Here is a 25474-nt window from a genome sequence, read left to right as displayed (position 1 = left end):
GGTCCCCCTCACGTGGCCTGTCGGCGTCCGGGGCCGATCGCTAGGCTGGCCGCGGACGACGCAATCGGGAGGAGCACGGACGTGGCCGAGACCACCATCCAGCAGCAGCCGCTCATGGGCTGGGACAAGCCCGAGCTGGACCTCAGCACCGCCGACTGGCACTCCAGCAGCCGTGGCCTGGGGGATGTCCAGATCGCCTTTGTCGAGGGATTCATCGCGATGCGCAACAGCGGCCGGCCCGAGAGCCCTTCCCTGATCTTCACACCCGCGGAGTGGGGCGCGTTCGTGTCGGGAGCGAGGGAAGGAGAGTTCGACCTGACCTGAGCCCGCGCCCGGACGTGCGCCCCCCGGTCCGTGGTCCGGCCTGGATCACGGACCGATCCGGCGGTGTTCCGACCGATTCTCCGGACACGCGACCCCGAGCGCTCTTCCTGGCCCCGACCTGAGCGAGGCCGGCCCCAGGAAGCGGAAGGTCGTACCCCGGAGGTGAGGAACGCACGAGCACGCTGCCGGTGATCGTGGCGGTCGCCGGTTCGGACGACAGCCTGCGCGCCCTCGACCGGGCCCTCGACCCGGTGATGGACCAGGTACGCACCCGCCTGGCGGGGCTGTCCGACCGGCCGGTGGCCGAGTACCTCACCCTGGAGGGCGCCCCCGGCGTCCTGCTGCCCGAACTGGGCGCCACCGCCCAGCTGTTGGTCCTCGGTTCGCGAGGACGCGGCGGGTTCGCCGGCCTGCTGCCGGGATCCAACGACCTTGGGCGGCCCCCGGCGACCTCGTCCTGCCGATGATCGACCAGGATGCCGTCGAGAGCGAGACCCGGACCCTCGCCGAGGGCTTCCTCGCCCCGCACCGCGCCCGCCACCCCGACGTCCGGGCCGAACCGTACGTGGCCCCGGGCGACGCGGCCGGACACCTCGTCGCCGCCTCCAAGGACGCCGACCTGCTCGTCGTGGGCCGCCACCGGCGCCCCCGGAGGCGTGAGCGGCCGCGATTCGACGGAAGCCGCCGGGACCCGACCGGCGTCGCCTGCGCACCGGCCACGCGCCGCCGTGCGCGCGGTACTTCCCGAAGGAGCCCCTCCGCCACGAAGGGGGCTGGCCCCGCTGCGGCGACCGCCTCCGGGCAGCCCGCCGCCCCGCACGTCATCGCGGCAGCGAATAGGGCCGCCCGCACGCCACGTACCCGGTCAGGCCACGTACCATTGGCGTCATGTCGTTCCTCCGCCGCCGCAGCGCCACCCCCGCCGGGCCCGACTTCGACGTCCTGGCCATGGACCCGAGCGACTGGCCCGGGAATCTCAACGCCGGCCTGCTGCCCGCCCCCGACGGCAGCTGCCAGGGCCTGTACCTGCGCTACGACCTGTTCGGCGGCCGTGGCCCCGCGATGATCATCGGCAATCTGCCGGAGGGCTCCCCGGCCCGTGACGTCGCCGAGGGCGAGGTCCCCTTCGAGGTGGCACAGCTCCTGCTGGCCCTGGGGAACGACGAGGAGGTGACGGTGACCAGCACCGAGGACATGCCGGTGATGCAGGGCGACAACCTCCTGATCGTGCGCCGCCTGAAGCTCTCCGAGAGCCGGATCTCCTGCGTCCAGTTCGACCGCAGCGACAACGTCCTGGTGACCATCGCCGCCTGGGACCGCCCCATCACCGACGACCTGTACGCCCTGCTGAAACCGCTCCCGGCGGAGCTGTTCCAGCAGGGCTGAGCCGGCTACGAGCCCGAGCGCTCCACCCGTACGTCCGCGGCCCGCACGAACGCCACCCGGTGGCCGTACTGGATCTCGTAGTAGAGGTCCTTCCCGGTCACCACCCGGTGCCCGCCCGTGTCGAAGGTGACCGCGTAGTAGTACTGGCCCGGCTGTGCGTCGCCGATCACGTACTTCTGCCCCGCGGGCAGCTTGTACGGCAGCGGCGACACCTCCTGGGCGGGCACTCCCGCCGGGTAGGCGGAGGCCTCCGGGTAGGCGCGGCCGTACACGGGGACGCTCTTGAGGCCGTCCCGGGGTGTCACCACCCGGCCCTCGGCGTGCACCGCGGTCGGGTTGGCCTTCGGGTTCCTGAACCAGGCCTTCTGCCCCAGATACCAGATCGCCGTCCAGTCGCCGTACCGGCCGGCGACCGCGTATTGCTGGCCGGTGGAGACCCGTGAGGACAGGTCGTTCACGTCGGTCGTCGGGGCCTTGCCCAGGCCGATGTCCGTGATCAGCGCGGACTTCTCGCTGTGGTCGGAGTACAGCCGCACCTCGCTGGAGCCGTGCTCCGCGCAGGGCTCGCCCTTGGTGACGCAGCCCGTGTACACGGGCCGGTTGGTGGCGTAGTCCGGGCGGATGGTCACCAGCCCGCCGTGCGCGTTCGCCGTCGGTACCAGGGGCCGCCCGAGCAGCTCGAAGTAGTGGCGCCAGTCCCAGTACGGGCCGGGGTCGGTGTGCATCCCGGAGACGGTGGCCGTCGTCGGCCCCGGCACGGTGTCGTGACCGAGGATGTGCTGCCGGTCCAGCGGGATGTCGTACTTCTCGGACAGGTACCGCACCAGCCGTGCCGAGGTCCGGTACATCGCCTCCGTGTACCAGGCGTCCGGATTCGCCAGGAAGCCCTCGTGCTCCAGACCGATCGACTTGGCGTTGACGTACCAGTTGCCCGCGTGCCAGGCCACGTCCTTGGCCTTCACGTGCTGGGCGATGTGACCGTCGGTGGAGCGCAACGAGTAGTGCCACGACACATAGGTCGGGTCCTGCACCAGGTTGAGGACTCCTTCCCAGGCGCCCTCGGTGTCGTGGATGACGATGTAGTCGATGCTCTGGGACGCCGGACGGTCACCGAGGTCGTGGTTGCCGTAGTCGTTGTCGCCGAACTGTTCGTACGGCGCCGGGATCCACTCGCAGGACACCGTCTTCGGGCACTCCGTGCCATCGGCGCTCACTGTCCGCAGTCCCGTCCGCGTGAGCTGCGCGGAGTCGGGGGCCAGACCGGGCTGGGCGGCCAGGGCGATCCGCTGGCCGGCGTCGGTGGTGCGCTCCGCGCCGGTGCGCAGGACGTCGTACACGTCGTCGGCGTAGGCGGCCCCCGTCGCGCGGTCGTCCGCGCCGGAGAAGCGGGCCACCGCCCCGTACCAGGCGGCCGGGTCCTCGCTCAGCGGCTCGCCGAGGTCCTTCTGCGCGGCGGCCAGGAGCGCGGCGCCGCCGGCCACGTTGGCGGCCGGATCGGTCCGCAGCCGCTCGGCGGGGACACCGGTCAGTTCCGCCGCCTTCGACAACGTCTTCAGACGCGCGGGGAGTTCGGGGTTCCCGGGCACCTCGGCGGTCGGCAGCAACGGCGGGCGGGCGCTGTCGCCGCGGGGATCCTCCGTGCCCTCGGCGTGGTGCGGCGGGGCGTCGGCGAGGGCGGTGCGGGCGTCGGTCAGGTGCATCGGGCCGTAGCCACCGGTCACGCTGGGCGCACCGTCGTGCGCGTCCCAGCGGGACTGGAGATAGGAGACGCCCAGCAGGACGCTCTGCGGCACGTGGTACTCCGCCGCGGCGGAGGCGAACGCCAGCTGGAGGCGGCTCGCGGAGGCCCGGGCGTCGGACGGCGCCGCGCCGAGCAGGGGCAGGAAGAGGGCGGCCGAGGCCAGCGCGCCCGCGGTTCTTCGGATACGTCTGTCGCTCCTGAGCAAAGCAGCCTCCTGGCACGATCGGGCGAGAAGCGGGACGGGGCCGGACGTGTGTCTGAGGTACCGGCTTGCCGACGATCCGTCAATCATGCCCAGAGGCAGGTGATTTCCCACGTCATCGAGGGTTCGCAGGAGTTTCGTGGCGCAGCGGCCGACGCAGGGGCAGGGGCAGGGGCAGGCGCAGGCCGGTCCCCGGTCGGGCATACGGAAGCCCGCGGTGCGCCGTTTCCCCGTGCGCACCGCGGGCCTTCGTCCCCGTCAGCGAGTTCCGACCGCCGCGCGTACGGCCCGGCGGGCCAGCTGGCAGTCGTCGTGCAGCCGCCTCAGCAGCAGCCGCTGTTCCTCGCCGGACGGCGCAGCGCCCGGGTGGGCCACTCCCGGTGCCGCCGGGGTCGTGTCGTGCATCGAACGCTGCACGGCCGTCTCGTAGGTACGGATCTCCCGCGTCAGGACGAGCATCAGATTCACCAGGAACGCGTCGCGCGAGGCCGGCCCCGCCGACTGGGCGATCTGGCTGATCTGGCGCCGGGCCACCGGCGCGTCGCCGAGCACCGCCCACAGCGTCGCCAGGTCGTAGCCCGGCAGGTACCAGCCCGCGTGCTCCCAGTCCACCAGCACTGGACCGGCCGGTGACAGGAGAATGTTCGACAACAACGCGTCGCCGTGGCAGAACTGGCCCATGCCGCCGCGGCCGGCGGATGCCGAGATGCCGTGCAGCAGCTTCTGGAGATCGCCCAGATCCCGGTCGGTGAGCAGCCCCAGCTCGTGGTAGCGGTTGATGCGGGTCGCGTAGTCCAGCGGGGCGTCGAAGGTGCCCGCCGGCGGCCGCCAGGCGTTCAGCCGGCAGACCGCGCCGAGCGCCGTCCTGATGTCCGCGCGGGGCGGCGCCTCCGCGGGATGCCGGTGCAGTGCCGCCACCCGACCCGGCATCCGCTCGATCACGAGGGTGCAGTTGTCCGGGTCCGCCGCGATCAGTCTCGGCACCCGCACCGGAGGGCGGTGCCGGACGAACGAGCGGTATGCGGCTATCTCGTGACGGACCCGCTCGGCCCACACGGGGGAGTGGTCCAGTAAAACCTTGGCGACGGCGGTGCTGCGTCCTGTCGTGCCGACCAGGAGCACGGAGCGGCCGCTGCGGCGCAGCACCTGCACCGGGGCGAACTCCGGGCAGATCCGATGCACCGACGCGATCGCCGTGCGCAGCTGGGCGCCCTGAGGGCCGGACAAGTCGAGTCTCCCGCTGAGCGGTTGGGTGCCGAGCCCCGGCACGCGCCGTGTCCTGCCCGCGCCGAGCACGGGGGGCGCCGGGCGCACGGGGTCGAGATAGGGGCCGTTGCCCGCCGGGCGGGGATGCAGCGGCCGGGGCGGGGCGGACACGGAGGACGATGCTGCGTACATGGGCGAGACAGATCCCTTCGTGTGCCTGCGACGTCAGTGCGCTACCCGGCCCGGCGCCCCGGGTGCACCCTGGGGAATGCACCCGTCGGTTGGAGAAGGCGACCGGGTCGGGGTGGCGCGTTCCTACCTGACACCCGATGCCCAGTGGCACACCATCTGGCGCACCCTGGCGAACCCTGGCGAATAGTCGCCCGGCACCTCCCACCGGGCTACTGTCAACTCAGCCGAGTACCTGGGGGCTTACGTGAGCGGACAACCCAACACCCGTCTGACGGACCTGTTCGGCCTGGCCGGCTGGTCCAAGGGCGAACTCGCGAGACTGGTCAATCGGCAGGCGGCGGCCATGGGCCACCCCCAGCTGGCGACCGACACCTCCCGGGTGCGGCGGTGGATCGACATGGGAGAGATCCCGCGCGATCCGGTGCCGCGGGTGCTGGCGGCCCTGTTCACCGAGCGTCTCGGCCGTGTCGTGACCATCGAGGACCTCGGTCTGGTCCGGCACGGGCGTGCGGGGAAACGGCCACGCGACGGGAGTGCGGAACATCCCGACGGAGTGCCGTGGGCGCCCGAGCGGACTGCTGCGGTCCTCACCGAATTCACGGGAATGGACCTCATGCTCAACCGACGCGGCTTGGTGGGCGCGGGTGCCGTGCTCGCCGCGGGATCAGCACTCAGCAGTGCCATGTACGACTGGCTGCACACCGATCCGGCCCTGACCGCCGACGCTCCCCAGTTCGACGACCCCCTGCACGCCGACCCCGCCGGGTTCGACCGCTACGAGGCCGCCCCCATCGGGTCGCAGGAGATCGAGGAACTGGAGCGCTCCGTCGAAGTGTTCCGGGCCTGGGACGCGGCCCGCGGCGGCGGGCTGCAACGCAAGGCAGTCGTGGGCCAACTCAACGAGGTGGGCGGCATGCTCGCCTACCGCCACCCCGACCATCTCCAGCGGCGCCTGTGGGGCGTCGCCGCCAACCTCGCCGTCCTCGCGGGCTGGATGTCGCACGACGTCGGCCTCGAACCCACGGCCCAGAAGTACTTCGTCATCGCCGCCCATGCCGCGAGAGAGGGCGGCGACCGGCCCCGCGCCGGTGAGGCGCTCTCCCGAGCGGCTCGCCAGATGGTGCACCTGGGCCGGCCCGACGACGCGCTCGACCTGATGAAGCTCGCCCAGTCCGGCTCCGGCGAACAGGTGCTGCCCCGCACCCGGGCGATGCTCCACACCATCGAGGCCTGGGCACAGGCCTCCATGGGCAAGGGCCAGGCCATGCGCCGCACCCTCGGTCAGGCGGAGGACCTCTTCGTCTCCGACAAGGGGGACGTGCCGCCACCGAGCTGGATGCAGACCTTCAAGGAGGAGGATCTGTACGGCATGCAGGCCCTGGCCTACCGCACGCTGGCCGAGCACGAGCCGGGCGCGGCCGTGCACGCCCAGCACTACGCGGAGAAGGCCCTGGCCCTGCGCACCGACGGACGGGAGCGGTCGAAGATCTTCGACCATTTGTCCATGGCCTCCGCCTGCTTCATCGCGGACGACCCCGAACAGGCGGACCGGTACGCACGGCTGGCGCTGATGGCGATGGGGTCGAACTCCTCGCGCCGTACCTGGGACCGGCTGGGCCAGATGTACCGGCTCACCGCGGAGTACTCCGGCTATCCCAGGATCAACGAGCTGCGGGAGGAGATCAGGCAGGCCCTGCCGAAGACGAGGGGCAACTCGGCCAGGACGTGACCCTGGCGACGAGCACACAGCCGTCGTCCTCGCGCTCGGCCTCGCCGAACTCCTCCACGACCATCCGTACGCAGTCCTGTGCGGTGCGCGCCGCGTCGAAGCGCGGGGCGAGGTCGAGGAGCCGGTCCACGGCAGCCGTACCGCCGTGCCCGGGCACCAGCCCGTCGGTGTGCAGCAGGAGCAGATCACCTGGTTCGAGGGTCTCCTCGGCCTGCTCGTACACGGCACCGGAGGTGGCGCCGAGCAGGACGCCGGCCGGTGCGCGCAGCGCGCGCCCCGTCCCGTCGCGGAACAGCAGCGGGGCGGGGTGTCCGGCCTGCGCCCACACCAGCGTGCGGGTGTCGGGCCGGTAGCGGCAGCACACCGCGCTGCCGAGGGCCGGCTGCACGGTGGCGTCGAGCAACTGGTTGAGCCAGGTCATCAGCTGGCTCGGCCGGGTGCCGGCCATCGCCATGCCGCGTACGGCGCCCAGCAGGGTCGCCATGCCCGAGGTCACCGCGACGCCGTGTCCGGTGAGGTCCCCGACGCTGAGCAGGGTCTCGCCGTCGGCGAGCTCCAGCGCGTCGTACCAGTCGCCGCCGATCAGCGCGCTCGTCGAGGAGGGCAGATAGTGGGCGGCCAGGTCGAGCGACTCGGGGCCCTGGTGCGGCAGTCGCAGGGAGCCGCGCCACGGCGGCAGTACGGCCTCCTGCAACTCGACCGCGAGCCGGTGCTCGGTGTGCGCGCGGTCCCGGTCGCGTTGTAACGAGTCACGGGTCTCGCTCACCACCCGCTGGCTGCGCCGCAGTTCGCTGACGTCCCGCAGGACCGCCCACATCGACGCGGTGCTGCCGTCGGTGTCGAGCACGGGCTCGCCCATCATGTGCACGGTCCGTACCTCGCCGTCCGGGCGCACGATGCGGAACTCGCCGTCGATGGGCTGGGCGTCGACGAGACAGCCGGTGACCATCGACGTGAGCTTCGGCCGGTCCTCGTCGAGCACCACGGAGGGCAGCTCGTCGAGTGTCAGCGGTGGAGCGGCGGGGTCGCGGCCCAGGATCTGGTAGAGCTCGCCGGACCAGCCGGCCTCGTCCGTCAGCAGGTTCCACTCGGCGCTGCCCACCCGGCTCAGGAGCGAGCCGCGCCGGGGAGCGGGCGGCACGGCTCGGACGACGGGTGTCGCCTCCGGGGACCCCGGGTCGGGCAACGGGCCGTCCCGCAGCTGCGCCAAGTGCCCGTCCAGGTCGTCGAGTTGGTGCAGCGCGAGGTCGTACAGCGCGCGCTGCCACCGGTCCTGCGGGTCCGTACCGTCGCTCGGCGTGTCCCGCCGTACCGCGTCCACGTCGCCCTTGAGCCGCCGTGCCTGCGATATCAACGCGTCGACCGAGCCGCCTTGGGGCGGCTGAGCGGCTGGGCGGTCCGCAGAGAGATGGGACGGCATGACGCACTCCGATGCGGGACGGTTCGACCTGGGCGGACGGAAGGACCGTTACGACTGTTGCACAGCCCGCGACGCCCTGTAAGGGATTCGGCGACACACGATTCGGTGGTGCTTCTGGCATATGCCACAGTCTTCACGGAGCGGTCGCGCCACGCATCTGGTGTACGCCCTCCGGCAGGTCAAGTCGTAGTCGGCGTACGTGACTTGACGGGTCGCGGGACTGGCCGACCCGACGTTCAGGAGTGTGTTCGACGGCTGTGTGTTCTAGGGAGTGTGGCACAGGTGGAACGGGCCGTGCCAGATCGCCCGGACCGGCTCGGCGCCGGCGGTCGATGTGACTCAGGTCACGGTAAAACAACCCGGGTCCGCGTAATCCGAACGGCCTCTGCGGGGTCGTAAAGAGACACCGGCACAACCGGCCGACCCTCACCCGCTGTGGAGACCGCATGGACATCACTCTGGAGCAGCCCGTACGCGCCCGTCTGATCACCGCCGAGGACCAGGAGCTGTCCGTTCCCGCCACGTTCCGTTACGTCTCCGCGGACCCGCTGGCGGTGCACGTCGACTTCCCGCCCGAGGTCGCCCTGGACGGCGAGGAGGTCACCTGGACCTTCGGGCGCGCCCTGCTGGCGGAGGGACTGGGCGGTCCGGCCGGGAGCGGTGACGTGCATCTGTGGCCGTGCGGCCGGGCCGCGACCGTACTGGAGCTGCATTCCCCGTACGGCCTGGCCCTGCTCCGGTTCGACACCCCCGAGCTGCGCCGCTTTCTGCTGCGCAGCTACGCGGTGGTGGGCGCCGGGGCGGAGGACGTCGGCGCGGCCGTGGAGCGCGGGCTGAACTCGCTCTTCGGGAACGTCTGACCGGCGTGCGCACCCGGTGCCCCCAGTACCGCCCCGGTGCCTCAGTACCGCAGGACGCCCGCGATCCCGTCGGCGTCGCCGAGCGTCCCGTCCGGTACGAACCGGACGTCGGCGCCGGTCTCCAGGCACTGTTCGACGATCTCGTCCACGATGTCCTCGCGGGCGTCGAGATCGCCGCTCGCGGCCGGGGCCAGATGGTCGCCGCCGGTGTCGCGCACCGTCACCCGGTAGTTCTCCTCGACGGCGAGCAGGCGTACCCGGCCCTCGCGGGCGTTCTGCCAGACCTCGTCGACGCCGGCCGCGAACGCCCGGCGGCTCCGCGCCGATTCGAGCTCGCGGGTCACCGAGTCCGTGCTGCGGCGCGCCTCGGCGGCGACCAGGGGGCGGACCGCCTGCCACACGGCCTCGGGAGTGCCGTGCGCCAGACCTCCGTGCGGTACGTGGACGGCGTTCCTGGTGACACCGCCGAGCTCGTCCAGGCAGGACAGCGCGGCCGTCTCGCCGGTGACGTACAGCGGCCGCTCGTCATGGCGCAGGATCTGGCCCATCGCGGTGTCGGCGTCGCGCAGGAAGTGGCGGGTGTCCTCGTCCCGGAAGGTGCTGGGCAGATCGCCGATCCGCTCCTGGCGCTCGGCGTCGAAGTTGTCGCGGCTCCTGGTCAGCGGGAAGCCGCCGACGCGCACCTGCGCGACCCGGTCCGCGCCGCCACTCCACAGCGTGACGCGGTCGGCGGAGACCGACAGCACCCAGAACGGCCGTTCGGCGGCCTGCGCGGAGACCAGGTTGCGGGTGAGGAAGGTGTCCGAGAGGACCACGCGTTCCGGTACGGCCCGGGCGAGCGACCACACCTGGTGCTCACCCGGAGCGGCGAAGATCACCAGACCGTCCTCGGTGTGGGCCAGGTCGACCTCGGTGAGGGCCGCGTCGAGCTGCCGGGCGACGTCGACGCGGCGTTCCCGGGGCACCGCGGGATCCGCCTCCAGCTGCCGCTTGGCCTCGGCCACCACATTGCGCAGCCGGACCCGGTCCTGGGCGTTGTCCGGTTCGCGGCGGTGCGTGGGCGTCAGCACCGACACCGCGGGGTAGGGCCGCGGGCGGCGCAGTTCGGTGAGGGTCGCGGGGCTGAGTGCGTGCTCCATATCAGCACCATAGGACCGTTTCCGGGATGGGGCATTAGGGGCAACCGGTGTGGACATTCGGGATATTCGGTCGGTGGCGGCGGCACCTCGCGCACCTGGCCCGACAGCGCCCGCGCGCCCGCCGGTGCCGCCGTCTCACCCGGAGGGCCGCCCGGCTCCGGCCAGCCCCTCGACCACGGCGAGTGAGCCCTGGGCCACCGCGCACAGGGTCTCGCCGCCGTCGCCGTCGACCGTGCTGAGGTCGCAGCGGCACACGACGCGGGTGCGGCCGGCCCGTACGACCTGGGCGCGTGCGCGCAGGACCGCGCCCCGGGCCGGCCGCAGGAAGTCGATGGTGAGACCGGCCGCGAGCAGCCCGGGACCGGCCACGGAGCCCGCGGCGAAGGAGAGCGCGTTGTCCGCGGCATAGCCGAGGACGCCGCCGTGCAGCGTGCCGTGCTGCTGGAGCAGCTCCTCGCGGATGTCCAGTTCGAGCGTCGCCTCGCCGCCGCCGAACGCCGTCAGGCGGGCGCCGAGCAGGGCACTGAAAGGCTGTGCCGCCAGGGTCTTGCGGGCGAGCGTGACATCCAGGGTCGGGTTCATGCGCCACCTTCACTTCAGTAGTGAAGTGAGGGTGGCGCGGGGTGCTCCCGTCTGTCAACATCGGCCCATGTCCGACTCCGACGACCAGCGCCTGTACTTCCTGCTCCAGCGGGCGGCGCACCGGCTGCGCACCACGGCCGACCGCCGGATGCTGGCCGCCGCCGGGATCACCACGGCGCAGCTCGGCGCGCTGTTCGCGGTGCGTGACGAACCGGGCCTCACCCAGCAGCGGCTGGCCCGCGCGCTCGGGCTCAGGGAGTCCGCCGTCACCGGCCTGGTGGGACGGCTCACGGGGGCCGGACTGCTGGCCAAGCGGGCCCATCCCCGCGAACACCGGGCCGTGGTGCTGGAGTTGACCGACCCCGGGGCAGCCGCTCTGCGTGCCGCCCAGCCGGAGATCGACCGCTTCAACGCCGAACTGCGTGAGCTTCTCGGTGACGACGGGTTCACCGGCGCGGCGCGCTCCCTGGGGCGGATCGCCCGCTGGGAGCCCTGAGGGGCGCACATCTTGGGGAAGTCTTTGTCCTTGGCCGATTCCTGACCGGGCATGCCCGGCGGGGAGCGGGTTCCCGTATATCGCACACGCAAAGCCCGGCTGAAAGTGCGGGGGTGGCGGGGCCCCTCGTGTTACGTCCGTGTTGACCGGCGTCCGGGGTGTGGCACACGCTCGTCACATAGGTGCTAGATACAACTGGTTTGCCGGAGAGTGTGCTCCCCTGCACAGAGCCGCAGGTGGACGGGGGTCTCTCACGGTGCACCGGATGCGGGAGGTACACATGTGTGGCATCACCGGCTGGGTCTCCTACGACCGTGACCTGCGCGCCGAGGGCGCGACATTGGATGCGATGACGGAGACGATGTCCTGCCGTGGCCCGGACGACCGCGGGGTGTGGGCCGAAGGGCCGGCCGCGCTCGGGCACCGCAGGCTCGCGATCATCGACCTGCCCGGCGGCAGGCAGCCGATGACCGCCGCCACCCCGCACGGCACGGTCGCGCTCGTGTACTCGGGGGAGACCTACAACTTCACCGAGCTGCGCCGCGAACTCGCCGGACGCGGCCACCACTTCACCACCGACTCCGACACCGAGGTCGTCCTGCGCGGCTACCTCGAATGGGGCGACGCCGTGGCCGAACGGCTCAACGGCATGTACGCCTTCGCCGTCTGGGACGGCCGCGCCGACAAGCTCGTCATGATCCGCGACCGCATGGGCATCAAGCCCTTCTACTTCTACCCGACCCCCGACGGCGTCCTGTTCGGCTCCGAGCCCAAGGCCGTCCTCGCCAACCCGCTGGCCGCCGCCCGGGTACGCCTCGACGGTCTGCGCGAGCTGTTCACGATGGTCAAGACACCCGGTCACGCCGTCTGGGACGGCATGCGCGAGGTCGAGCCCGGCACCGTCGTCACCGTCGACCGCTCCGGCCTGCGCCGCCGCGTCTACTGGGAGCTGGAGACCCGGCCCCACACCGACGACCGCACCACCACCATCGCCACGGTCCGTGACCTGCTCGACGACATCGTGCGCCGCCAGCTCGTCGCCGACGTGCCCCGCTGCACGCTGCTCTCCGGCGGCCTCGACTCCTCCGCGATGACGGCGCTGGCCGCCCAGCAACTCGGCGAGCACGGCGAGAAGGTCCGCAGCTTCGCCGTCGACTTCGTCGGCCAGAGCGACCACTTCGTCGCCGACGAACTGCGCGGCACCCCCGACACGCCCTTCGTCCACGACGTGGCCCGCGCCTCCGGCACCGAGCACCAGGACATCGTGCTCGACGCCCAGGCCCTCGCCGATCCCGAGATCCGCGCGAAGGTGATCCGCGCCCGCGACCTGCCCATGGGCCTGGGCGACATGGACGCCTCGCTGTACCTGCTGTTCCGGGCCATCCGCGAACAGTCCACGGTCGCCCTGTCCGGCGAGTCCGCCGACGAGGTCTTCGGCGGCTACCTCCAGTTCTTCGACGAGGAGGCCAGGAACGCCGACACCTTCCCCTGGCTGGTGCAGTTCGGCCGGCACTTCGGTGACGACGCCCAGGTCCTGCGCCCGGACCTGATGGAGAAGCTGGACCTCGGGTCCTACGTCGCCGACGGCTACCGCACCGCCGTGGCCGGCATCCGCCGTCTCGACGGCGAGAGCGACTTCGAGTACCGGATGCGCCGGATCTGCCACCTCCACCTGACCCGCTTCGTGCGCATCCTGCTCGACCGCAAGGACCGGGCCAGCATGGCCGTCGGCCTGGAGGTCCGCGTGCCGTTCTGCGACCACCGGCTCGTCGAGTACGTGTACAACACGCCCTGGGCGCTGAAGTCCTTCGACGGCCGGGAGAAGAGCCTGCTCAGGGAGGCGACCGCGGACCTGATCCCGAAGTCCGTGTACGACAGGGTCAAGAGCCCCTACCCCTCCACCCAGGACCCCAAGTACGCGCTCGCCCTCCAGGACCACGCCAAGGACCTCCTGGCCCGGCCCGACCACCGCGTCTTCGACCTCGTCGACCGGGAACGGCTCCGGCGGGCCGCCCACCACGACGCCCCCGTCAGCACGCAGGCGGCGCGGCGCGGCCTGGAGCGCACCCTCGACCTGGCCCTGTGGCTCGACCTCTACGAGCCCGAGCTGCTGCTGGAGGACTGAGCCGTCTCCTCCAGGACCGCACGGGCCCGCCGTACCGCCTCGTCCCGGTAGTGGGCCAGCTCCGCCAGCGTGCGCAGGTCTCTCCGGGGAAGCTCGGGGACCAGCGCGCGCTGGACGGTGAGCGCGACCGCCGGCACATGGGATTTCAGGGCGCATTCCCCGTCGGCGACGGCGGTGGCCTTCTCCAGCTTGTTGAATTCCGGGGAAGGTCCCGCCGTCCGGAATCTCCTTTCCAGGGCGGGGACGATGTCGTCCGGATCGGAATAGCGGTACCCGCGCGCCTGCATACAGGTGCGCCAGGTCTCCAGAACCCCGCGGTACGCGGGGTGCGCGGATATGCGCGCGGCCAGATCGTTGTCGTATTTCTCCGGGACATAGGTGATCCGGGCCCACAGGACGCCGTCCCCGGCGAGGGCGGAGCGGCCCCGGGCCTCGCAGCCCTCCCGCGGGACGAGGACGTCTCCCCAGTGGGTGCCGCCGACGCGGTGCCGGCTGCCGGGCGGGCCGTTCAGCGCCTCGTCGAAGCGGCGCCGCCGGTCGGGCGTCAGGCCGCGGTAGTAGGCGTCGACGGGGCTCGACGGCTGCCGTGGGCGCAGGGCCGAGGGCGCGGCGATGCCGTAGCCCGTGCGACGCCGTCCGGGCAGGTCCACGGCGGCCCGCTCGTCCTCCGGGGCGCGCGGGGCGGGGGAGTCGGCCGAGCCCGCCGGGTGGCGGAAGCCGTGCTCCGCCATGCAGTCGCCGACGAGCCGGTTCAGGGCCGTACGCAGGATCCGCTCGGTGTCCGGCCAGTCGCCGGAGTGGGTCGCGAGGTCGACCGCGGAGGGACTCGGCCGCCCCGTGAACGCCGGTGGCCGGGGCAGGGGCGGGGGGACGGCGGGCCGTGCCGCCGGCTGCGCGGAGACGCAGCCGGCCAGCACGGCCGTCGCCAGGGACGCGGTGGTCAGACGCGTCCCCGTCCTGGAGGGCTGCACTACGAGGAACACCACTTGTTGGAGCTGATGGTGTTGTCGAAGCCGGGGTCGTCGTAGCCCACCGGCGAGGGCCGCCCGAAGTCGGGGACCTCGTCGCCCCGGCTGAGGCTGTGCCAGCGGCCGCTCTTGTTGTAGTTGCGGTTCGAGTAGAAGTAGACGGTGCACTCCCGGCCGCTGTTGCGGATCGAGCTGACGCAGTCCTCCCAGCCCCGACTGCCGCAGGACTGCTGCGAGTTGTGCAGCTCCCGGAAGTTGGGGTTGTTGCCCGCGACCTGCCCCCGGTTGCCGGCGAAGTTCTTGCCCGGCCAGAAACAGGCGTAGCCGGCGGGACAGGAGGCGGCCACGTCCGGGCCCGGCGCCGGAGCCCCGGCGCCGCCGCTGGACGCCTGGGCCAGGGGTGCCAGGCTCAGACACAGCGCGGACGCGCCCACGACGGCTGCGAGTTTCTTCCTCACGGTTTCCCCTCTGTTTTGAACTAAAGTTTCCGAGCCTCTCGGCCCCGGAAGTCGCCCCGCGTTCACGGAACACCGGAACACTGTCAGCCGCCCGTGCCGCCGTATTGAAGAAAAGCGCACCGCCCGGAGAATGTCCGAATGCCTCCGGCAAGGTAAGCGCCGGGCGTCACGCCGGTGAGTTGCTTGAAATCGCGGGAGAAATGGGCCTGGTCGCAGAAACCGCAGGCGGTCGCCACCTGACTGAATCCGGCGCGCCGCGACAGCAGTCGTACGGCCTTGTGCAGCCGCAGCACCCGGGCGGCGGCCTTGGGAGACAGCCCGATCTGTTCCCGGAAGCCGCTCTGGAGCCGCCGTCGCCCCCAGCCGACCCCCGCCGCGAGGTCACCGACGGAGACCAGCCCCTCGCCCGCCACCAGGTCGGACCAGGCGGCGACCACCTGCGGCGCGGGCGCGGGACCCGCGGCCGACCAGGCACCGAGGGCCTCGTCCAGCACCGCGAACCGCTCCCGCCAGCCTGCTTGAGCCGCCAGTTCGCCGGCCAGCGCGGTGAGCCGTCGGTCGGCGCCGGCGTCCGCGCGGATCCCGGTCAGGCCGGACATCGGAACCCCGAACACACTGTGCGCGAGCCAGGGCTGGAGCAGCATCTCCACGCCGTGCAGCTCGGCCGAGTGCTCGCCGACGTACGCGGTGGTGCTCGGCCCGGAGACCAGCACCCGCCGCGCGGACACGGCGGCCCGGCGCTCGGTGACCGGCGCCACGCGCACCTCGCCGTCGAACAGCAGCAGCACCGTCACGCACCCGTCGGGCAACTCCAGCCCACGGCGCGGCCCGCGACCGCTCAGCCGCAGCCCCCGACAGCCGACCACCCCGGGAGGGCGCCGCGGACCCGCACCGCCGTCGACCACTTCGCAGACCGCCGTCCGGCGCATGCGCGTCCCCTCCCCGGAGCTCCTCGGGCGACGACACCCTAGGAAGGCGGAGGGAGCCGCGCAGCCGCCACTTCGCGCCACCGGCACCCTTCGGCCAGCCGTCAGTCCCGGTCCTCCTCGGACCCGCAGGAACTGCCGTCGGGTGGCAGCGAGCCGTACAGCAGGAACGCGTCCACCTTGCGGTGCACGCACCGGGAGGAGGCGTAACCGGTGTGTCCCTCGCTCCTGTTGTCGAGCACCACGGCCGAGTCACCGAGCCGCTCCGCCGTCTCCACGGTCCAGCGGTACGGCGTCGCCGGGTCGCCGCGCGTGCCCACCAGGAGCATCTTCGGGGTGCGCACGTCACGCACCTTCTCGCGGATGAAGTCGGTGCCCCTGGGACGGCCGTAGCACATCAGGTACTCGGTGAGCCGGTAGCGGCCGAAGACCGGGGAGGCCTCCTCGTACGCGGCGCGCAGCCGGCCGAGGTCCCGGGCGATCCGGTCGGCGCCGGGGCGGTCGGGATCGTCCGCGCAGTTGATCGCCATCAGCGCCGCCGGAAGATTGTCGATCGGCACCTCGTCCTGGTCGACGAGACCACCGTCCGTCCCGGTGCCGGCGGCGCGCAATCCGGGCACCCCACCGCCCGGTGCCGACATGCCGCCGGTGAAGCCGAGCAGCGCCCGGGTGTCGCCGTCCTCCACCAGCGAGGCGAGCGCCCGCTCCAGCGCGGGCCACAACTCCCTGCTGTACAGCGCCTGGCTGATGGCCCCCACGAGATCCTGCCCGGTGAAGTCCTCACCGAAGTCCGTCGCCACCGGGTCCGAGTCGAGCGACTCGACCAACCGTGCGACGTCCTCCCGGGCCGAGCGGGCGTCCGTACCGAAGGGACAGGCGATGTCCTTCACGCACCAGGTGACGAAGTCCTCCAGCGCCCTCTGCTGTCCCGCGGCGCCCACCACCCCCTGCTCGGACAACGGCTCGGTGAGGGTGTCCACGCCGTCGAGCACCAGGCGGCCCACCCGCTCGGGGAACTGGGCCGCGTACACCGCACCCAGCCGTGTTCCGTAGGAGAAGCCGAGGTAGTTGAGCTTCTTGTCGCCGAGCGCCTGGCGCATCACGTCCAGGTCGCGTGAGGCGTTCACCGTGCCGATGTGCGGCAGGACGGGCCCGGAGTGCTCGGCGCATATGTCGGCCGCCCGCCGCACCTGCCGGAGCACGGCGTGCGGATCGGCCTGGAGGTCGGTGTCCTCGTCCAGATCCGTCGAGGCGTCCCCGCAACTCACCGGGGAGGATCTGCCGACCCCGCGGGGGTCGAAGCCCACCACGTCGTAGCCGTCGGTCAGACCCATGAACTCATCGCCCCCGGCGGCGAGTTCGGCCACCCCCGCGCCGCCGGGGCCGCCGAAGTTCAGCAGCAGCGAACCGCGCGAGGTCCCCGTCGCCCGGTAGCGGGCCAGCGCCAGATCGAGCGTGCCCGCGCGCGGCTCGGTGTAGTCGAGGGGCACGGTGACCTTGCCGCACTGGAGATCCTCGGGCATCTCCACGCCCGCGCAGCGCGCCCACGCCACCTTCTGGCGGTAGAAGCGGGACAGATCCGGCTCGGAACCGTCCGCCGCCACCGCCGGAAGCCCCGCGGCGGCCAGGGCCAGCCCCGTCGCCACCGTGATCGCGCGGTGCCGGAACACGGACCGCGTCGACATCCTGGCCAGCATCCGATGCCTCCAAGGGCGCCCGTCGCGGACCGGGAATCGGCGCCCCGATCACGATAGGCGGCCTCCGCGGGGCCCGCCTCCGGACGGGCGGGATCGCCGCGGACGCCCTACCCTGCGCCCCGTCCCACGCCCGGACGACGGTCCTTTGCCGCCCGTTCGACCAGCGTGACGCTCGATGGGGTGAAAGGCAGATAAGCCATAACTCGGATGGTTCGCCCGCGTTCTATCCGGTGCGGGCGAGTGCCCGTGACCATGTCTGGAAGGCAGGGACCCCATGAGACGGGTTACCCGAAATGGTGTGATCGCCGTCGCCGCGGCCTCCGGCGCGATGGCGTTGAGCGCGCCCGTGTACGCGGACTCCGCGGCGGACGGGAGCGCGGCCGGCTCGCCCGGGCTGATCGCCGGGAACACGGTGCAACTCCCCGTGCACGTCCCGGTGAACGTGTGCGGCAACACCGTGAACGTGGTGGGGGTCCTCAACCCCGCCGCGGGCAACAGCTGCGCGAACGTGGACCAGGACACCGCCGGCGACGAGCCCACGGCCCCCGGCGGAACGACCGCGGGCGGCGGTGCGAGCGCCGTCGGCGACGGCACGGGCTCCCCGGGCGTGCTCTCCGGCAACGGGGTGCGCCTCCCGGTCCACCTGCCGGTGAACGTCAGCGGCAACGGCGTGAGCGTGGTGGGCGTCGGCAACGCGGCCGTCGGCAACGAGTCCGTGAACACCCCCGGCGGCCGCCCCGAGGGCCCCGACGGCCCTGGCAGCCCCGAGCGGCCCGTACGGCCGACGCCGGAACCGGACCCGGCGAACCCCCACCCCGGCCCGCGACATGCCCCGCACCACACCCCGGGCGTCCTCGCCCACACCGGAACCGACCAGACCCTGCCCGCCGCCGTGGGCAGCGCGGCACTGGTCCTCGGCGGAGCCGCCATGTACCGGCGCTTCCGGCCACGGGCGGCGCGCTGACCGCACCCCCGGCGCGGCACCGAAGGCCCCACCGGACGGGCAGCCGGCGGGGCCTCCGCCGTACCCGGTGCACGGTCGCACCGCCCCCCGGGCCCTCCCCACCTGCCTTCGCCGGGCACGGCCGGCGCCCGGCGGCGTACTCTGGAAGAGCAGCGAAGCGCACGTCGGCGTGGGTTCGATCATGAGCAGCCTGATTGAGGACTACGCCCTCCTCAGCGACCTGGAAACCGCCGCGATGCTCGGCAGGGACGGGTCCGTCGACTGGCTGTGCCTGCCCCGCTTCGACTCTCCCGCGTGTCTGGCGGCCCTGGTGGGCACGGCGGACAACGGCTTCTGGCGCGTGGCACCGCTCGGCGCCACCGGTGTGTGCACGCGCCGCTCCTACCGCCGCGACACCCTCGTGCTGGACACGGAGTGGGAGACCGGGGCGGGAACCGTGCGGGTCACCGACCTCATGCCGCCCCGCTCCCAGCACCCCTGCCTGGTCAGGGTGGTCGAGGGGATCTCCGGCGCCGTGACCGTGCGCAGCGAGCTGCGGCTGCGTTTCCACCAGGGCCGGATCATCCCCTGGACCCGCCGTTCCGAACGACGCAGTGTCGCCGTCGCCGGTCCGGACGCCGTGTGGCTGGGCACCGACGGCCCGGTCACGGACCGCGGCGCGGACGGCTCCACGGTGTCGGACTTCACCGTCACCGCGGGCCGGCGGCTCACCCTGACCCTTGTCTGGGCCCCGTCCCACCGCTCCGGCCCGCCCGCGCCGCTCGACGTGCCCGCCGAGACCGCGCTGAAGGAGACCGGCGACTTCTGGAGGCACTGGACCGCCCAGTGCCGCTACCAGGGACCCTGGCGCGAGGCCGTGGTGCGCTCCCTCATCACGCTCAAGGCGCTCACCTACGCCCCCACCGGCGGCGTCGTGGCCGCACCCACCACTTCACTGCCCCAGCGCATCGGCGGAGCGCGCAACTGGGACCACCGCTACTGCTGGCTGCGCGACTCCACCCTCACCCTGTCCTGCCTCCTGCGCAGCGGCTACCGCGAGGAGGCCACCGCCTGGCTGGGCTGGCTGGTGCGCGCCGTCGCCGGCGACCCCGCCCACCTCCAGGCCGTCTACGGCGTGGCCGGACAGCGGCTGCTGCCCGAGACGGAGGCGCCCTGGCTGCCCGGGTACGAGGGCTCGCGCCCGGTGCGTTTCGGCAACGCGGCGATGAGTCAGAGCCAGCTCGACGTGCACGGCGAGGTGCTGGACACCCTGTGCCTGTCGCTGCGCGCGGGCATCGACGTGCCCCCGCACGTGTGGAGCCTCGCCACATCCCTGATGGGACACCTCCAGGCGCACTGGCGGGAGCCCGACCAGGGGCTGTGGCAGGTACGCGGCCCCGCCCGGCAGTTCGTGCACTCCAAGGTCATGGCCTGGGTCGCCGCCGACCGCGCCCTGCGCCTGGGCGGCCTCCTCGGCGCGGAGGTCCCGGGCTCCTGGGGCACCATGCGCGACCAGGTGCACGGCCAGGTGTGCCGCTACGGCTGGGACGCCGGCGCGCGGTCCTTCGTCCAGGCCTACGGCTCCTCCCGGCTCGACGCATCCGCCCTGCTCCTGCCCGGCCTGGGCTTCCTGCCGGCCCGCGACCCGCGGGTGCGGGACACCGTGCGGGCGATGGCCGCCCTGGTCCACGGCGGATTCCTGCACCGCACGTCCGACGGCTCGCCGACCGGTCCCGAGGGCGCGTCCGTGGCGTGTTCCCTGTGGTACGCCGAGGCGCTCGCGGCCGTGGGGGAGCCCGGACGCGCCCGGGACGCCTTCGAACGGGTGTTGTCGATCCGCAACGATGTCGGCCTGCTGGCCGAGCAGTGGGACCCCGACCGGCACCGCCAACTCGGCAACGCGCCGCAGGCGTTCAGCCACCTCGCGCTGGTCGAGACGGCGTTCGCGCTGCGGGACGCTCCGCGGCCACCCCGGTGAGCAGCACCATCCCCGAGTCGCCGTAGTCCGGCAGGGTCGGATCGGCGTCGATACGGGTCACCGTCACCTCCCGGGTGAGCGGCGCGAACACCGCCCGGACCGTCTCCGGATCGACCGGGCAGCCCGGCCAGCGCGAGGCGGGCCCGATCCGATAGGTCGGCATGTTCTCCATGAAGGCCGCCACCAGCAGTCCGCCCGGCACCACGCAGCGCACGAACGCCCGGCAGAAGGCGGCGAATTCGGCGAAGTCCTCGGTCGCGCCCTCCGCGACGAAGTGCATGGACGCCAGGTCGTACCCGCGCGGCGCCAGCTCCCGGACATCGGCGTGCACCACCCGCACCCGCGCCAAGGACCCCGCCAGGGTCGCCGGCAGATCCGGGTTCAGCCGCCGGCACAGCGCGTGGAACGGCAGCCAGCTGGCCTCGGGCCCGCACACGATCTGCCGTTCCAGATAGGCGACATTGCTCCGGCCCGCCTCCACGGCGTCGATGTGGCGGCTCGCCGCGGACGCCAGGATCAGCGGGTACAGGTTCGGTCCGGCCCCGAACTCCACCGAGCGGCCGACGCCTCCCGGAGCGAGCCGGCGGTAGAACGCCGAGTGGTGGGCGATGACCGCGGCGTCCGAGGGATGCACCTCCCGGTAGTTCTCCGCGAGGTAGTCGGCGACCGGCCAGCGGTCCCAGTCCACGTCGTCGTTGTGCGTGGTCATCGCCGCTCAGCTCCGCTGCCGCAACGGGAACCGGGCCGCCAGCCGGGTCAGCGTGCCGGTCAGCCGCTCGATCTCCTCGTCGGAGTTCAGCGCCGTGATCTGGATCCGGAAGCCCACCCGGTCGCGCGGGACGAGGGGATAGGCGGCCAGCGTCACATGGATGCCCTCTTCCCACAGGAACGCGGCGACGGCGTCGAGGTCGTCCGGGTTCTTCAGCGGGATCTCCACGATGGGCAGCCGGTCGGTGTTGAGAGTGTCCACGTCCAGTCCCTCCAGATGGTCCAGCACCCGGACCGTCTTGCGGTACAGGTCGGCGCGCAGGACGTCGCCGCGCCGCTCGTTGACGTCCAGGCCGGCCAGCGCGGTGGCCAGCGAGGCGGTGGGGGACGGCCCGGAGTACAGGTAGGGCGCCGCCGCCGTCTTCAGCCGGTTCTTCAGCTCGGTGGGCAGCGCCAGGAACGCCAGCAGCGACGAGTACGCCTTGGAGAAACCGGCGGCGACGACGATCCCGTCGTAGCTCTGCCCGGTGTGCCGCACCGCGCCGTTGCCGCGCGAGCCGTACGGGCAGAGTTCGTGCGGGCCGCGCTCCCCGAGTACGCCGAAGCCGTGCGCGTCGTCCACGTACAGCGTCGCACCGTGCTCCCGGCAGACCAGGGCCAGCGCGGCCAGGTCGGGGATGTTGCCGCTCATGCTGTCGACGCCGTCCAGACAGACCAGGCGGGGCGCCGTCGTGGGTGCCGAGGCCAGCAACGCGGCGAGTTCCTCGGGCCGTTCCGCGTGGAAGCGGCGCAGGGTGGCGCCCTGGCCGCGGGCGACGACGCAGCCGTCGTAGACCGTGCGATGCGCCCTGGCCTCGACGAAGACCTGACCGCCGGCCGCGAGGACCGGGATCACCGAGGCGTGGATGAGGGTCAGTGTCGGCAGCAGCAGCGTGTCGGGAGCGCCCAGCAGGGCGGCGAGCCGTTCCTCGATCTCGGGGTACAGCGCCGGACTGCCCAGCAGCCGTGACCAGCTCGGGTGCGTGCCCCAGCGGCGGACCGCGGGCTCGATCCGGGCGGCGATCTCCGGATCCCAGTCGAACCCCAGGTAGTTGCAGGACGCGAAGTCGATCAGCCAGTGCCCGCGGCTGCGGACACGCCGGCCGCGCACCTCGTCGAACACCGCGTCGCTCATCGGACTGGTGCGGCGCAGGTGCTCCAGGTCGGCCCAGCGGTCCGCGCGGGGGACGGCCGGCACCGGCCGGCCGTTTCCGGAGCGCGGCCCCAGCGCCCTTCCGCCCTTCCCATGGCCGTTCCGCAGCACCTGCCCACTCTGTTCCACCGTCATCGGCCGGGCGAACAGATAGCCCTGCCCGAACCGACAGCCCATGCCCGCCAGCAGATCCCGCTGGGCCGGCTCCTCGATCCCCTCGGCGATCACCTGCAGCCCCAGGGTCTCGGCGATGTGCACGATGCCCTCGACCAGCGCCACCTGCCGCGGGTCGTGGGGGATGTCGTCGATGAAGGTCTTGTCGATCTTCAGCACGTCGATCGGGAAGTCCCGCAGATAGCGCAGCGAGGAGAAGCCCGTGCCGAAGTCGTCGACGGCGATGTGCACCCCCAGGTCCTTGAGGGCACGCAGCACCTCCTCGATCCCCTCGTCCCGCCGCAGCAGCACCGTCTCCGTCAGCTCCAGCTGCAGCGAACCGGGAGCCAGCCCCGGGGTCCGCAGCGCCTGGCCGACCTGGTCCACGAACCCGACGTCCCGGAACTGGCGGGCGGACACGTTCACACTGACGTACGGCGGCCCGCCCGCCTCGGGCAGCCGCTGCAGCTCCGCCATGTCGTGGGTCGCGTGGTGCAGGACCCACGACCCCAGCGGCGCGATGTGCCCGGTCTCCTCGGCCAGCGAGATGAACTGCTCCGGCGGCACCGCCTGGAGCGGGGCGTGCGGCCAGCGCACCAGCGCCTCGAACCCGACGATCTCGCCGGCGGTGATGTCCACCACCGGCTGGTAGCGCAGCGTGAACTCCCGCCCGGCGACCGCCCGCGCCAGCCGGGTCTGGAGATCGTGCCGCTCCACCACCCGCTCGTGCAGCAGCGGCCGGAACCGCCGCCACTGCCGCTTGCCGGCCGCCTTCGCCGCGTACAGCGCGAGGTCGGCATGGCTCAGCAGCTCCTCGGCGTTCGCACTGTCGCGCGCGGTGGCCACCCCCACGCTGGCGGTCACCGTCACCGCCTCGTCCCCCAGGCCGAACGGCCTGGTCAGCGTCTGGATCACCTGCGCCGCGAGCAGTTCGGCGTCCAACGGTTCCCGCGCGTCCTCCATCAGGACGGCGAACTCGTCGCCGCCCAGCCGGGCCGCGGTGTCGGTGCGCCGCAGCGCCCCGGACAGGCGCCGGCCCACGGCCGTCAGCAGATGGTCGCCCGTCGAGTGCCCCAGCGTGTCGTTGACCAGCTTGAAGTCGTCCAGGTCGATGAAGAGCAGACACGTCAGCGACGACTCGCGCCGGCCGCGCAGCAGGGCGCGCTCGATCCGTTCCAGCAGCAGGGTCCGGTTGGGCAGCCCGGTCAGCGAGTCGTGGAACGCCCGCTGGGTCAGTTCGTGCTCCAGCCGCCGTTGCTCGGTCACGTCCCGCAGGGTGATCACCAGCCCACCCACCGTGGGCTCGTCGCGGAAGTCGCTGCACCGCACGTCCACCTCCGCCCGCCCGTCCCGGCGGCGCACCCACCAGTGGTCGTGGGTCGCCCGCGGCCCGTGGTCCCGTACGGCGGTCAGCTCACGGGCGGCCCGCTGCCGGTCGCGCGGGTCCACCAGGTCCGGCAGCGGAACCCCGACCAGATCGGCGGTGCCGAACACGGTGGCCGCGGACGGGCTCGCGTACCGGATCGTGTCGTCGTCCTCCAGGATCAGGATGACGTCCGAGGCGTTGCGCACGAGGGTGCCGAAGTAGGCCTCGCTCTCCCGGCGCACGACCTTCTGGCGCAGCGCGATGCGGTCCAGCGCGAGTCCCGCGTGCGAGGCGAGGATCTCCAGGGAGCCGAAGGTCTCGGAGAGCGCCCCGGCCGGACCGGCGACCAGCAGGACGCCCGGTACCTCCGTGGCGGGGTGGTCGGGACGCGTCATGGGACACAGCAGGACGGACGGCGACCCGTCCACCCCCGCCACCTCGGCCGCGAGATCGGGGCCCAGGGAGTCGGCGGCCATGAGCCGGCACCGGGCCGGGGACAGGTCGGCCGCCCGCTCGGCCGACAGCAGCACCGTGCGGTGCGGGACACCGGGCCCGAGCAGTGTGTCCACGGCCGCCTCGCACGACGCGGCCACCTCCTCCCGCCGGAGGGCCGACACCAGCGAGGCCGCCACCTCGCGCAGGGCCAGCTCCCGGGTGACCGCCCGGCGATGGGCCACCACCATGCCCGTCAGCCGCAGGATGACCAGCAGGAAGAGCCCGGCCGAGAAGGCGGCGATCACCGGGGCGTCGTGCGCGGCGCGGGTCAGCCCCTCGTACAGCAGGATCCCCGGGGCGATGAGCGTGGCCGCGGCCAGCACGACCAGGCGGCGCGGCGGCGGGAGCAGGGAGCCCCGCACCGGTACGGAGGCCGTCAGCTCCACCATCGAGGGGTGCAGCGCGGCCAGGCCCCAGGCCGTGTAGAAGACGATCCACCCGGCGTCCAGCAGCGTGCCCGCCTGCCACATCTCGTTGAGCTGGAGGATGCCGTACGCGATGTCGAAGACGAGCAGGGTCACCGTGCCGAGCACCAGCAGCCGCACGGACCGGTTGTGCCCGTCCAGCGGTCTCGGCGTCAGCAGCCGGGCCAGCAGCGCGAGGACGAGCACGTCACCGAGCGGGTAGGCGATGCTGATGGCCCGTTGCTGCCAGGTCAGCCCCTCGACCTCGGTGAGCGGATGCACCAGGTACACCCACACCGGCAGCGCCAGACCGGCGGTGACGATCAGCGCGTCGAGCAGGCTGGGCAGGTCGTGCGCCGCCCAGCGGTACCGGACCAGGCCGTAGAGCCCGGCGGCGAACAGCGGATACGTGGCCAGATAGCTGGCGTCCGCGGGGGAGGGGAAGGGGTTGGAGGCGTGGAAGTACTCCTCCATCACGTTGTAGTAGGTGTCGCCCGCGATGAAGGTGAGCAGTCCGGCCGCCAGGAGCCACCAGGGCAGGCGGTGTGCGGGCCGGTGCAGCTGAACACCCGTCAGGACGGCGGCCACACCCGCGAGTCCGATGACCGCCCACAGCGGGGTGCGCGTGGCGGGCACCGTCATGTACAGGCTCGTGGCGGCCGTGACCAGCGCGATGTGAGCGGCCATGAGCCGATGTGCGGGCGCCAAGGGCGAGCGCCTCCTCCCGCTGGAGGAGACCGGGCCGTCCACCTGGTCCGGATCCACATCGATCCTAGGCATCACG

At 72.6% G+C, this 25474-nt stretch carries 19 protein-coding genes and 1 pseudogene; 9 read left to right on the top strand and 11 right to left on the bottom strand.

Features of this window, described 5'->3' with window-relative positions:
- The first annotated feature begins 81 nt into the window (after positions 1–81).
- From K4B79_RS41510 to K4B79_RS41500, 3 genes and pseudogenes are all read left to right on the top strand, one after another.
- A complete protein-coding gene (locus K4B79_RS41510; protein ID WP_067444878.1) occupies positions 82–324 on the top strand; it encodes a DUF397 domain-containing protein in 243 nt (80 codons plus the stop codon).
- Between the two features lie 254 nt (positions 325–578).
- Positions 579–970 (top strand): annotated as a pseudogene (locus K4B79_RS41505) (universal stress protein); the annotation flags it as partial.
- 242 nt (positions 971–1212) lie between these two features.
- On the top strand, positions 1213–1710 hold the full coding sequence (locus tag K4B79_RS41500) for a hypothetical protein (RefSeq protein WP_232032627.1): 498 nt from the start codon (positions 1213–1215) through the stop codon (positions 1708–1710).
- 5 nt (positions 1711–1715) lie between these two features.
- On the opposite strand, the gene K4B79_RS41495 is transcribed toward K4B79_RS41500, so the two are convergent.
- Together K4B79_RS41495 and K4B79_RS41490 are read right to left on the bottom strand one after the other, a co-directional pair.
- Entirely contained in the window at positions 1716–3656 is a 1941-nt protein-coding gene (locus tag K4B79_RS41495; protein WP_232032626.1) for a peptidoglycan recognition protein family protein, read from the bottom strand.
- Between the two features lie 255 nt (positions 3657–3911).
- Positions 3912–5051: an aminoglycoside phosphotransferase family protein gene (locus K4B79_RS41490; RefSeq protein WP_232032625.1), complete on the bottom strand. Its 1140-nt coding sequence runs from the start codon at positions 5049–5051 to the stop codon at positions 3912–3914.
- A 244-nt stretch (positions 5052–5295) separates the two neighbouring features.
- On the opposite strand from K4B79_RS41490, the gene K4B79_RS41485 reads away from it, so the two are divergent.
- On the top strand, positions 5296–6780 hold the full coding sequence (locus tag K4B79_RS41485; RefSeq protein ID WP_232032624.1) for a DNA-binding protein NsdB: 1485 nt from the start codon (positions 5296–5298) through the stop codon (positions 6778–6780).
- Here K4B79_RS41485 and K4B79_RS41480 read toward each other — a convergent pair.
- Positions 6734–8200 carry a PP2C family protein-serine/threonine phosphatase gene (locus K4B79_RS41480; RefSeq protein ID WP_232032623.1) on the bottom strand — a complete coding sequence of 489 codons (1467 nt, stop codon included), beginning with the start codon at positions 8198–8200 and terminating at the stop codon, positions 6734–6736. The two genes, K4B79_RS41485 and K4B79_RS41480, sit on opposite strands and share 47 nt — an antisense overlap.
- 446 nt (positions 8201–8646) lie before the next feature.
- Here K4B79_RS41480 and K4B79_RS41475 point away from each other — a divergent pair, with 446 nt between their 5' ends.
- Positions 8647–9060: an SsgA family sporulation/cell division regulator gene (locus K4B79_RS41475; protein WP_232032622.1), complete on the top strand. Its 414-nt coding sequence runs from the start codon at positions 8647–8649 to the stop codon at positions 9058–9060.
- A gap of 41 nt (positions 9061–9101) precedes the next feature.
- Here K4B79_RS41475 and K4B79_RS41470 read toward each other — a convergent pair whose 3' ends face one another.
- A complete protein-coding gene (locus K4B79_RS41470; protein ID WP_232032621.1) occupies positions 9102–10199 on the bottom strand; it encodes a baeRF3 domain-containing protein in 1098 nt (365 codons plus the stop codon).
- 135 nt (positions 10200–10334) lie between these two features.
- The gene (locus tag K4B79_RS41465) at positions 10335–10781 is read right to left on the bottom strand and encodes a PaaI family thioesterase (RefSeq protein WP_232032620.1); all 447 of its coding nucleotides are present in this window, start codon (positions 10779–10781) and stop codon (positions 10335–10337) included.
- 67 nt (positions 10782–10848) lie between these two features.
- Here K4B79_RS41465 and K4B79_RS41460 point away from each other — a divergent pair, with 67 nt between their 5' ends.
- A complete protein-coding gene (locus K4B79_RS41460) occupies positions 10849–11277 on the top strand; it encodes a MarR family winged helix-turn-helix transcriptional regulator (RefSeq protein ID WP_232032619.1) in 429 nt (142 codons plus the stop codon).
- A 280-nt stretch (positions 11278–11557) separates the two neighbouring features.
- Positions 11558–13402, top strand: a complete 1845-nt coding sequence (gene asnB / locus K4B79_RS41455; protein WP_232032618.1) for an asparagine synthase (glutamine-hydrolyzing) — start codon at positions 11558–11560, stop codon at positions 13400–13402.
- On the opposite strand, the gene K4B79_RS41450 is transcribed toward asnB, so the two are convergent.
- From K4B79_RS41450 to K4B79_RS41435, 4 genes are all read right to left on the bottom strand, one after another.
- Positions 13372–14388 carry a hypothetical protein gene (locus K4B79_RS41450; RefSeq protein WP_232032617.1) on the bottom strand — a complete coding sequence of 339 codons (1017 nt, stop codon included), beginning with the start codon at positions 14386–14388 and terminating at the stop codon, positions 13372–13374. The genes asnB and K4B79_RS41450 overlap by 31 nt on opposite strands.
- A complete protein-coding gene (locus K4B79_RS41445; RefSeq protein WP_232032616.1) occupies positions 14373–14828 on the bottom strand; it encodes a peptidase inhibitor family I36 protein in 456 nt (151 codons plus the stop codon). Before K4B79_RS41445 ends, K4B79_RS41450 begins: the two co-directional genes overlap by 16 nt.
- Before the next feature lie 83 nt (positions 14829–14911).
- The gene (locus K4B79_RS41440) at positions 14912–15757 is read right to left on the bottom strand and encodes a helix-turn-helix domain-containing protein (protein WP_232032615.1); all 846 of its coding nucleotides are present in this window, start codon (positions 15755–15757) and stop codon (positions 14912–14914) included.
- Between the two features lie 101 nt (positions 15758–15858).
- Positions 15859–17451, bottom strand: a complete 1593-nt coding sequence (locus K4B79_RS41435; RefSeq protein WP_232032614.1) for an alpha/beta hydrolase — start codon at positions 17449–17451, stop codon at positions 15859–15861.
- A gap of 274 nt (positions 17452–17725) precedes the next feature.
- Here K4B79_RS41435 and K4B79_RS41430 point away from each other — a divergent pair, with 274 nt between their 5' ends.
- Positions 17726–18415 carry a chaplin family protein gene (locus K4B79_RS41430; RefSeq protein WP_232032613.1) on the top strand — a complete coding sequence of 230 codons (690 nt, stop codon included), beginning with the start codon at positions 17726–17728 and terminating at the stop codon, positions 18413–18415.
- 181 nt (positions 18416–18596) lie between these two features.
- Positions 18597–20372 (top strand): glycoside hydrolase family 15 protein, encoded by a 1776-nt coding sequence (locus tag K4B79_RS41425; protein ID WP_232032612.1) that lies wholly within the window; start codon positions 18597–18599, stop codon positions 20370–20372.
- Here the strand turns inward: K4B79_RS41425 and K4B79_RS41420 are convergent.
- Both K4B79_RS41420 and K4B79_RS41415 read right to left on the bottom strand, forming a co-directional pair.
- Positions 20308–21081, bottom strand: coding sequence for an NNMT/PNMT/TEMT family class I SAM-dependent methyltransferase (locus K4B79_RS41420; protein WP_232032611.1), 774 nt, complete (start codon positions 21079–21081; stop codon positions 20308–20310). The two genes, K4B79_RS41425 and K4B79_RS41420, sit on opposite strands and share 65 nt — an antisense overlap.
- Positions 21082–21087: 6 nt before the next feature.
- Positions 21088–25377, bottom strand: coding sequence for an aminotransferase class I/II-fold pyridoxal phosphate-dependent enzyme (locus K4B79_RS41415; RefSeq protein ID WP_232032610.1), 4290 nt, complete (start codon positions 25375–25377; stop codon positions 21088–21090).
- Between the last annotated feature and the right edge of the window lie 97 nt (positions 25378–25474).

It is taken from the genome of Streptomyces lincolnensis (assembly GCF_021173675.1).
GTDB lineage: Bacteria > Actinomycetota > Actinomycetes > Streptomycetales > Streptomycetaceae > Streptomyces > Streptomyces lincolnensis_B.
This window is presented reverse-complemented; position numbering and strand designations above follow the sequence as displayed.